At 65.8% G+C, this 7,510-nt stretch carries 11 protein-coding genes; 1 reads left to right on the top strand and 10 read right to left on the bottom strand.

From position 1 onward, the window contains the following. Positions 1 to 206 precede the first annotated feature (206 nt). From VMR03_RS16610 to VMR03_RS16565, 10 genes are all read right to left on the bottom strand, one after another. Positions 207 to 773: a hypothetical protein gene (locus VMR03_RS16610; RefSeq protein WP_019054759.1), complete on the bottom strand. Its 567-nt coding sequence runs from the start codon at positions 771 to 773 to the stop codon at positions 207 to 209. 145 nt (positions 774 to 918) lie between these two features. Then, entirely contained in the window at positions 919 to 1,332 is a 414-nt protein-coding gene (locus VMR03_RS16605; protein WP_026150037.1) for a type II toxin-antitoxin system VapC family toxin, read from the bottom strand. After that, a complete protein-coding gene (locus tag VMR03_RS16600) occupies positions 1,329 to 1,589 on the bottom strand; it encodes an antitoxin (protein ID WP_019054757.1) in 261 nt (86 codons plus the stop codon). Before VMR03_RS16600 ends, VMR03_RS16605 begins: the two co-directional genes overlap by 4 nt. A gap of 87 nt (positions 1,590 to 1,676) precedes the next feature. Beyond that, entirely contained in the window at positions 1,677 to 2,579 is a 903-nt protein-coding gene (locus VMR03_RS16595) for a hypothetical protein (protein WP_019054756.1), read from the bottom strand. 60 nt (positions 2,580 to 2,639) lie between these two features. Next, on the bottom strand, positions 2,640 to 3,335 hold the full coding sequence (locus tag VMR03_RS16590) for a hypothetical protein (protein ID WP_019054755.1): 696 nt from the start codon (positions 3,333 to 3,335) through the stop codon (positions 2,640 to 2,642). Between the two features lie 192 nt (positions 3,336 to 3,527). Next, positions 3,528 to 3,725 (bottom strand): hypothetical protein, encoded by a 198-nt coding sequence (locus tag VMR03_RS16585; RefSeq protein ID WP_171132739.1) that lies wholly within the window; start codon positions 3,723 to 3,725, stop codon positions 3,528 to 3,530. A gap of 41 nt (positions 3,726 to 3,766) precedes the next feature. Next, positions 3,767 to 4,078, bottom strand: a complete 312-nt coding sequence (locus VMR03_RS16580) for a DUF7673 family protein (RefSeq protein ID WP_019054753.1) — start codon at positions 4,076 to 4,078, stop codon at positions 3,767 to 3,769. A 4-nt stretch (positions 4,079 to 4,082) separates the two neighbouring features. Continuing rightward, positions 4,083 to 4,484, bottom strand: coding sequence for a DUF6915 family protein (locus VMR03_RS16575; RefSeq protein ID WP_019054752.1), 402 nt, complete (start codon positions 4,482 to 4,484; stop codon positions 4,083 to 4,085). Positions 4,485 to 4,486: 2 nt separating this feature from the next. Continuing rightward, the gene (locus VMR03_RS16570) at positions 4,487 to 4,957 is read right to left on the bottom strand and encodes a DUF6878 family protein (protein ID WP_019054751.1); all 471 of its coding nucleotides are present in this window, start codon (positions 4,955 to 4,957) and stop codon (positions 4,487 to 4,489) included. After that, the gene (locus tag VMR03_RS16565) at positions 4,954 to 5,472 is read right to left on the bottom strand and encodes a hypothetical protein (RefSeq protein ID WP_019054750.1); all 519 of its coding nucleotides are present in this window, start codon (positions 5,470 to 5,472) and stop codon (positions 4,954 to 4,956) included. Before VMR03_RS16565 ends, VMR03_RS16570 begins: the two co-directional genes overlap by 4 nt. 148 nt (positions 5,473 to 5,620) lie before the next feature. Here VMR03_RS16565 and VMR03_RS16560 point away from each other — a divergent pair, with 148 nt between their 5' ends. After that, the gene (locus tag VMR03_RS16560; protein WP_019054749.1) at positions 5,621 to 7,249 is read left to right on the top strand and encodes a Na+/H+ antiporter; all 1,629 of its coding nucleotides are present in this window, start codon (positions 5,621 to 5,623) and stop codon (positions 7,247 to 7,249) included. Positions 7,250 to 7,510 lie beyond the last annotated feature (261 nt).

The raw sequence follows: 7,510 nt of genomic DNA, 5'->3' as shown, positions 1-7,510 counted from the left end.
CTGAAAGCGGTCTCGAACACCGTGTCCGAGCCACCTTCCTCCTTCCCCACTCCCCTCCTCGGCCGTTCGGCCGAGCAGGCGCGCAAGCGCCCATCCGAGCGCCGCAAAAGCGGCCTCGGGTCGAAACGCGTTGGGCGCTGGATGGCGCTGACCGCCTGCGGGCGGTCAGTGCGCTAGAGGCAACGTCACCGGCTGGCGGACGGTCGCTAAGTGGGCGGGAGAGCCTCGCTCGCGGTCATGCTGCGGTCGAAGGCCTCGACATGGCGGCGCGCGAGATCACGCTTGGCGATGTTGTGCCAGTAATGATCGTCATGCCCTTCATAGTTGCCGCGACCGTCGAGCCGGATCGTGTCACCATATTGCTCGATCCGCTGACCGTCATAGGTGAGCAGCACCTCGCCCTGGGTCGTGCTGAAGCGCTTGCGCTCGATAACCAGCTTGGCGGGATCATAAGGCGGCGGCTGGCGCAGATAGTCGGGACGCTGGCGGTTCGCAGCGATCGCTGCGCAGAGGCGTTCAACGTGATGCGCGTCGTTCGAGACGATGATGAAGACATGGGATCGGTCGAAGAAGTTGCCGAAGAAGCTGACGGCATTCTCGACCCCTTCGAGCCATTCGCCGCGCAGGTTGCGGGCATCCCGTTCGACGAAATCGCCATATTTTTCGAACAGGCGGTTGAGCGGATGATCGTTCAGCATCTCGATCAGCGCGTCGATCGCGGCTTCGACGGTCTCGGAGCGCAGATGGCCGTTGCTCAGGACGATGGTCGTCATGGTCGTTCCTCTCGAGTTTGGAGTTGATCGAGCGGGGACAGCCGCCGCGCCCGGTGGTATGTCGGCCTCGGCAGGCTTGTGGCGCGGTCCGGCGATTATCGTCTGCGGCGGAGCGCCACGACTGTAGCGGTCGAGGGACAGGCCGTCAGTTGGGCTCGTCGAGCCAGTTCTCGATTCTAAGGGCGCGGATGCGCGAGAACTCGCCGTAGTTGGCGGTCACAAGGACCGCGTCCAAGGCATAGGCATGAGCCGCGATGAACAGGTCGTTCGGGCCGATCGGCTTGCCCGCGGCCTCGAGCTCGGCGCGAATTCCGCCATATTCGGTGTCGGCCGGAACATCGAGGGCGAGAACCTGGATGCTGTCGAGGATCGCTTCGATCTGGGCCAGGAGGCGCGGCGATCCCTTCTTGGCGCAGCCGTAGCGGAGTTCGGCGGCCACGATGATGCTGACGCAGATGCCGTCAGGGCCGACCTCGGCGATCCGGTTCGCGATGGCCCCGTGCGGATTGCGCGCAAGCTCGGACACGATGTTGGTGTCGAGCATGTAGAGCGTGCTCAAAGGTCTATGGCCTTTGCCGGCAGCAGCGTATCGTCGACGTCCGGGAACTCGTCATCAGGTCCGAGCGGGTCGAGGCTCGCCAGGACTTCGAGAATATTCCGCCGGCGGATCGGCTCGAGAATGAGCCGCTCGCCGTCACGGTGGATCATGACGCTCGTTCCTGGAAGCTCGAAGTCGGCCGGGATACGCACGGCCTGGCTCTTGTTGTTGCGGAACAGTTTGGCTTCCCGCGAGGCTATCGGTTCGGATCGTGCCATGCCGTCCTCCTTGGATATACATAGACATATACATTGCGGTCGGCCATTTCAATGGCGGACAACAACAGGGGTTCCGGCCCTGGCGTCTCACACCGCGAGATAGCAGTCATGGGCGAGCAGGCGCGGCTCTCGCGAGCCGGCCCAGATCGGACGGGGCAGATCGTCGCCCATGGCAAAGCGCCAGCGGGTGAGGCCGTTGGCGGCCTCCAGTACGAATCCGTCCTCGGTCGCGTTGAAGCGCTCTATGGTCGCCTTCTCGTCGCCGAAGTCGGGGATGTCGGCTATGCGTTCATGGCCGGCATAGCGATGCTCCCACGGCGTGAATTCCGCGATCTGGTCGGGATGCACGCCAAGGATGCGCTGGTCGATGGCAGCCCGGAGCGACCGGAAATCCTCGGCCGGAGTGATCTCCTCGCGCGTCAGCCAGATCCACCCGTCAGACCCGGTGAGCGGCAGAACGATCCATGAGCCGCGATTGCATTGCCAGCCCGAGAGGCCGACGCCCCCTTGCCCATAGCTGCCGAGGTGGCTCGAATAGTCGGTGAGCATGCGGCCTTCCGGCCAGTCCGGCGGCATGGGACCGATGACGCTGTTGCCCCTGACGGCGCTGAACGAACCCCGGTCCCATATGCCGTCTCGGTTGAGGACCCGGCGCTTGGTTCTGCCGGTGCGAGGAAGGTCGAGCACGCGGCGTGCCTTCTCGAGCGGATCCTCGCCCTGACGGACGGTGACGGCGAGGCGGAGGGTGAGCGCTCCCGAGGCAGGGCTGGCGCTCTCCTCACAATCGAGCGCGAAAACAGCTTCGTGCTGGACCGGAGACTGGCTGCCTTCCGGCACGATCGTTCGCGCGGCGGCCCAGTCGATGCGCCGACGCTCGTACCAGCTTTGGGAAAGAAGCCAGCTGCGCGCACGGCGCGCATCCTCGGCCTCGGCTTTGGCGAGGATCCAGTCGGGGACGGGCGCCGTGAAGACGACGTCATAGGTCGGCATGGCGAGATACTCCGGCTTGAGGGTGTGAGCGCCGCGCTTGATGGCGGCGGTCCGGCGCGTTCAGGCGAGCGGCGCCGGCAGGGCCAGCCATTCCGGCTGGTCGCTTGCGATCGGCAGATCGGTGTTCGAGGCTTCGGCCTCGGAGAAGACGGTCGCGGTTTCGAGCGAGCCGAAGCCCGCCTTGCTGTTCCAGAAGAGCAGGCCTTCCTCGCGATCCCGCGTGGCGATGACGAGGCCGTGCTCGGCCTCGCCGGGACGGCGGGTCAGCGCCTTTTCGAGGCCTCGGGCCGAGCCGCCGAATTCGATGTCGTCCTCGCGGATCACGACGAAGCCGCCGCCGAACTCACCCGGACGCATGCGATCACAATCGAGGGCATATTCGAAGCCGAAGGGAAGCGCGGAGCGTGCCGTGGCCTGGATCAGCGCCGCCGTCGCCTCGATGTCGACCTGCTCGCCGTGGATCCAGACGCCGACCGTGTCCCCGGTATCGGGAGGATCGACCTGCAGGGTGAAGCCGAGGCGGGGATAATCGGGATCGGGGAATATCTCGAGAAAGCCCGAGAACGGGTCGGCATCGGCCGGCGGAAAGCAGGCCGCGAAAGCCGGGCCCAACGCGGAGAACCGCGCGGTGCGCCCATCCGGTTCGAGCGAAGCATCGTCGAGGGCCTCGATGGCATCGTCGATCAGGCGGAGGACCTCAGCCTCGGCGGGCGTGACGGCGAGCGTGAAGCTCGCCTTGGTGAAGTGGTTGGCCATGCTGACTCCTTGGGGAGAGGGATGCGGCGCAAGCCGCGTCCCCGGCCTCGGAGACAGGCCCGGCCCCCTTCCCCTGCCCTGCTCCCCTTTGCATGCGCGGAGCGCGGACCGCAGCAGACGCGCGGAGGATTCCGCGGCCTTGGTCAGAGACGTTCGGAAGGTGCGGGCGGCGTTACCGCCCTATTGGCAAGTCTAGGCCGTGCGCTTGCGGCGGCGGGGAGGCCCGACATGGTCGGCGGACACTTCGAGGTCCACCGCGAGCTGGGTGAGCGTACGCTGCGCGCCCAACCGCTGCAGCCCGTCCATACGACCGTCGAGCTTGAGCGTCTTGATCCGCGATCGAACGAGCGAAGCGGCGACGCGCAGCGTGTGGGGATCGAGCTCGGTCATGGGACTCGATCATAGCGCGGAAGGCGCGTCGAGGCGAGCGCTCAGCCCTCGTCTGGAAAGTCGCGCCAACGGCGAACCAGCTCGATCATCTCGGCCTTGCGGCCGAAGGCATCGGGATAGATCGCGCCTTCATGCTGGCCGAGAAAGCCGATGATGATTGTCATGTGGGTCGCGATCGTCGCGTCGACGCCGAACAGATCTGCGATAGGGAAATGACCGCAATCATCGCCATTCCACCAGGCAAGCAGGAAGTTCGCGACCCGCCGCGCCTGGCCGGTGTCGGATCGAGCGATCTCGATCAGCCGGTCGAGGGCATGGCGCGCGGCGGCGTCGCTGAAGGGTCCCTTGTCCACGGGATCAGCCTATAGCAGCGAGATGCTCACGGGAACCGGGAACCGGAGCGCCAAACTCGGGATCGACACCCGGCGAGCCCGCCGGATTGCCGCGCAGGATCCACGGCATCGGCTGGATGAGACGCGCCCAGTCGGCAAACGACGGTATCCGCCCAAGATCTTCGGTGACATGCTGTTCTCCGACGAGCCGGACCGGGATGTCCCGGCCGTCGCTGTTGCGGATCGTCACGCCGAAGATCGTCTCGAGGAGAAAAATGCCTTCGGCATGATGCCTCAAGGCGCGGTGGCGCGGATCGGCGATGATCTTCTTGGACTCGTCGAACCACTGGTGAAGCGGCAGATAGTCCTCGGCATTACCGCCCCACCGGCGGACCGAGCTCAGCGCATGATAATGGCAATGCGACATCGCTAGAGCTCCGTCTCGCTGGTGTCATAGTCGATGAAGCGGGTGTTGTGCGTCAGTGTCACCGAGCCGGAAGCGACATCGATGCCGATGATGCCGTGGGCCCCTTCGCCGTTTTCCCAACCGCAATGATGGGTGCAGACCGCATTCTCGGCGAAAGCGCTCAGAGCATCTTCAAGGTCGACCGTCCGCGTGGTGACAGAGCCATTATATTCGAGCGCGAAATGGTCGCACAGGATGGTCGGTAGCTCTGCGCTGGCGTCGTCGCGATAGGCGAAGACATCGCCCACGCTGCCTTCGTCGCCGCCGCCGTCATAGTGGATGTCAACGCGCGCGATGCCGTGTTCGCGCAGCAATGGAAGGAAGGCGGCCTTGCAGCGCGCCTCGACGTCTTGGACAGCGGTAAGACCGGTCTCGATCTCCGCGACGATCGCGGCCTCGGTGACCGGCTGGTCGGAAGTGGGTTGCTGGATCATGCGTCGATCTCCTGGATCAGGATCTTCGCGGCCTCGGCGCTGGCCGGATAGGCGGCGGCGAGGTTGCGGTGAAGGGCTTCGAAGTCCGGGATGGCGAAGCGTCCGTCGGCATTGGGCCGGGTCGCCAGAAGCGCGCCGGTGACGATGTCGTCGATCCGGTCGCGATCGACTGTCGGGGCGCTGCCGTCTTCATAACGGACCGGTGGCGCGAACCCGGCCTCGACCCAGCTTTCGAGGCCGTCCTGCGCGGCCTCGGTATAGGCGGTAACCGCGGGATTACGCCGATAGGCAAGCGCATCGACCTTGAGGCCAAGCGAATAATAGACGCCGAAGTCGTGCCGGTTGGTGACCGACACGAGCGTGCAGCCATCGGGCGGCGGGCCGAAACGGGCAATGATGGCGGCGCGGTAGGCGGCGACTTCAAGCCGGTTCAGCCGCTCGAAGTCGGGCGTGTGCCCAAGCTGCGCGCAGTCCTCGTTGGCGGGGGCGCCGCCGAGGTCGATGATGTCGGACATGATTGTCTCCCGTCACGATTGGACAGGAGCCACGCTCCCCCTCCTCTCTACGGCCGCAGGCCGGTCGGCCGGGATTGAAGCTGACAGGAAAGGGGCACGGCGTTAGACAGGGTGGCCGTCCCGACAAATCTGTTCAGAGGCTTCGCTTTTGGAAACCATCACGCTCGTCCTGACATTGCTGTTCGCCGTGGTGCTGAGTGGAATCCTGGCTCGCCTCTTGCCGTTTTCGGTTCCGCGTCCCCTCGTCCAGATCGCTCTGGGTGCCGCGATCGGTCTCGTCGCCGACTGGCGGGTGACGCTCGATCCGGACATCTTCTTCCTGCTCTTCCTGCCGCCGCTGCTGTTCCTCGATGGGTGGCGGATACCGCCCGACGATATGTTCAAGGATGGCGTCACGATCCTTGAGCTGGCCCTTGGCCTGGTCGTGTTCACCGTCGTCGGCATGGGTTTCCTCATCCACTGGATGATCCCGGCTATGCCGCTCGCAGTGGCTTTCGCGCTCGCGGCGGTGGTTTCCCCCACCGACCCGATCGCCGTGTCCGCGATCGCGCAGCGCACGCCGATCCCCAAGCGGATGATGCATATCCTGGAGGGGGAATCGCTGCTCAACGACGCGTCGGGCCTTGTCTGCCTGCGCTTTGCGGTGGCGGCCGCCCTGACGGGCAGCTTCTCGCTGGGGGCCGCGGCGCTCAATTTCCTGTGGGTCGCGATTGGCGGCATCGTCGTCGGCGCGGGCCTCACCTGGCTCGTTGGGCGGGCAAAGGAACTGGTCGCGCGGCGTCTCGGCGAGGAAAGCAGCTCGCAGATCCTGATCAGCCTGCTGATTCCGTTCGGCGCCTATCTCGTAGCCGAGCATCTCCATTGCTCGGGCATCCTGGCGGCGGTCGCGGCCGGCGTGATGATGGGGTTCATCGAGACACGGGGCAAGGCGCTGGCCGTAACCCGCATCCGACGCACGACGGTCTGGGATCTCATTCAGTTCACGGCCAACGGCATCATCTTCGTGCTGCTTGGCGAGCAGCTTCCCACGATATTGGCCGGCGCTGCCGACAGCGTCAGGCTGACCGGCCATCATGGAGCCTGGTGGCTGGCCGTCTATATCGTCGCGATCAATGTCGCACTGGCGGCGCTGCGTTTCGTCTGGGTCTGGTTCTCGCTGCGCCTGACGTCTTTCCGCCGCGCGGAAGATAGCCCGAGGCCGAACTGGCGGTTGGTGGGGGCGATGTCTTTCGCGGGCGTCCGTGGGGCCATCACGCTCGCGGGCGTACTCACGCTCCCGCTCGCCATGGCCGACGGGACGGCGTTCCCGGGTCGCGATCTCGCCATTCTCCTGGCAATGGGCGTCATCATCCTGTCGCTGATCGCGGCATCGATCGGACTGCCGTTGATGATGCGGGGGCTGGAGATGCCGGCGGAGCCATCGCGCGATGCGGAGATCGAAGAAGCCCGGAGAGCGGCCGCCGAAGCCGCGATCGCCGAGATCGAGCGCACTCAGCACCAGCTTGCCGAGGGGCGAAAGGATGCCGACGCCTATGTGAACGTCGCTTCCAGGTTGATGGACCTCTATCGCGAACGGATCGACAATCGCTCGAGCCTGCCCGAGGCGATGGCTTTTCTGCGGCGCGATGAGCGCATCGAGCGCGATCTTCGCCTTGCCGCGCTGAAGGCGGAACGCGGGGAAATTTTCCGCCGGGTTCGTCAGAGCGAATTGGGGAGCGAGGCGGCGCGCAAGCTGGTGCGGGAGCTCGACCTGCAGGAGGCCCGTCTGGCAGGGTGATGCCAACGACAGCCGGCAGGCACGGCGCGGCCGCGAGCTTTGGTTTCGGGACAAGGAAAAAGCCCCCGCTTGGGTGAAGCGGGGGCTGGGAGAGTTCGAACTGCCGTTTGCGTCAGCTCGCGAAGGCATGTTCGGCGGAGGACTGGCCGAGGCCGGCCTCGGCGCCCTGGGTGGCGGGGCCGGCGGTCTCGTCGGCGCCGGGCAGCGGCGGCAGGCCCTCGTCGGCCTTGGGCGCCATCTCCGCGGCGAGATCGCGGCGAC

The sequence above is a fragment of the Parvibaculum sp. genome (assembly GCF_035511255.1).
GTDB lineage: Bacteria > Pseudomonadota > Alphaproteobacteria > Parvibaculales > Parvibaculaceae > Parvibaculum.
The sequence above is the reverse complement of the archived record's forward strand: the minus strand, read 5'-3'. Positions and strand labels throughout refer to the sequence as shown.

What these genes read in the sequence shown, in the direction of transcription:
- VMR03_RS16610 (WP_019054759.1), bottom strand. Translation starts at nt 773, where the DNA reads ATGACGACCATCGTCCTGAGCAACGGCCATCTGCGCTCCGAGACCGTC.
- VMR03_RS16590 (WP_019054755.1), bottom strand. Translation starts at nt 3,335, where the DNA reads ATGGCCAACCACTTCACCAAGGCGAGCTTCACGCTCGCCGTCACGCCC.
- VMR03_RS16585 (WP_171132739.1), bottom strand. Translation starts at nt 3,725, where the DNA reads ATGACCGAGCTCGATCCCCACACGCTGCGCGTCGCCGCTTCGCTCGTT.
- VMR03_RS16570 (WP_019054751.1), bottom strand. Translation starts at nt 4,957, where the DNA reads ATGATCCAGCAACCCACTTCCGACCAGCCGGTCACCGAGGCCGCGATC.
- VMR03_RS16595 (WP_019054756.1), bottom strand. Translation starts at nt 2,579, where the DNA reads ATGCCGACCTATGACGTCGTCTTCACGGCGCCCGTCCCCGACTGGATC.
- VMR03_RS16565 (WP_019054750.1), bottom strand. Translation starts at nt 5,472, where the DNA reads ATGTCCGACATCATCGACCTCGGCGGCGCCCCCGCCAACGAGGACTGC.
- VMR03_RS16600 (WP_019054757.1), bottom strand. Translation starts at nt 1,589, where the DNA reads ATGGCACGATCCGAACCGATAGCCTCGCGGGAAGCCAAACTGTTCCGC.
- VMR03_RS16575 (WP_019054752.1), bottom strand. Translation starts at nt 4,484, where the DNA reads ATGTCGCATTGCCATTATCATGCGCTGAGCTCGGTCCGCCGGTGGGGC.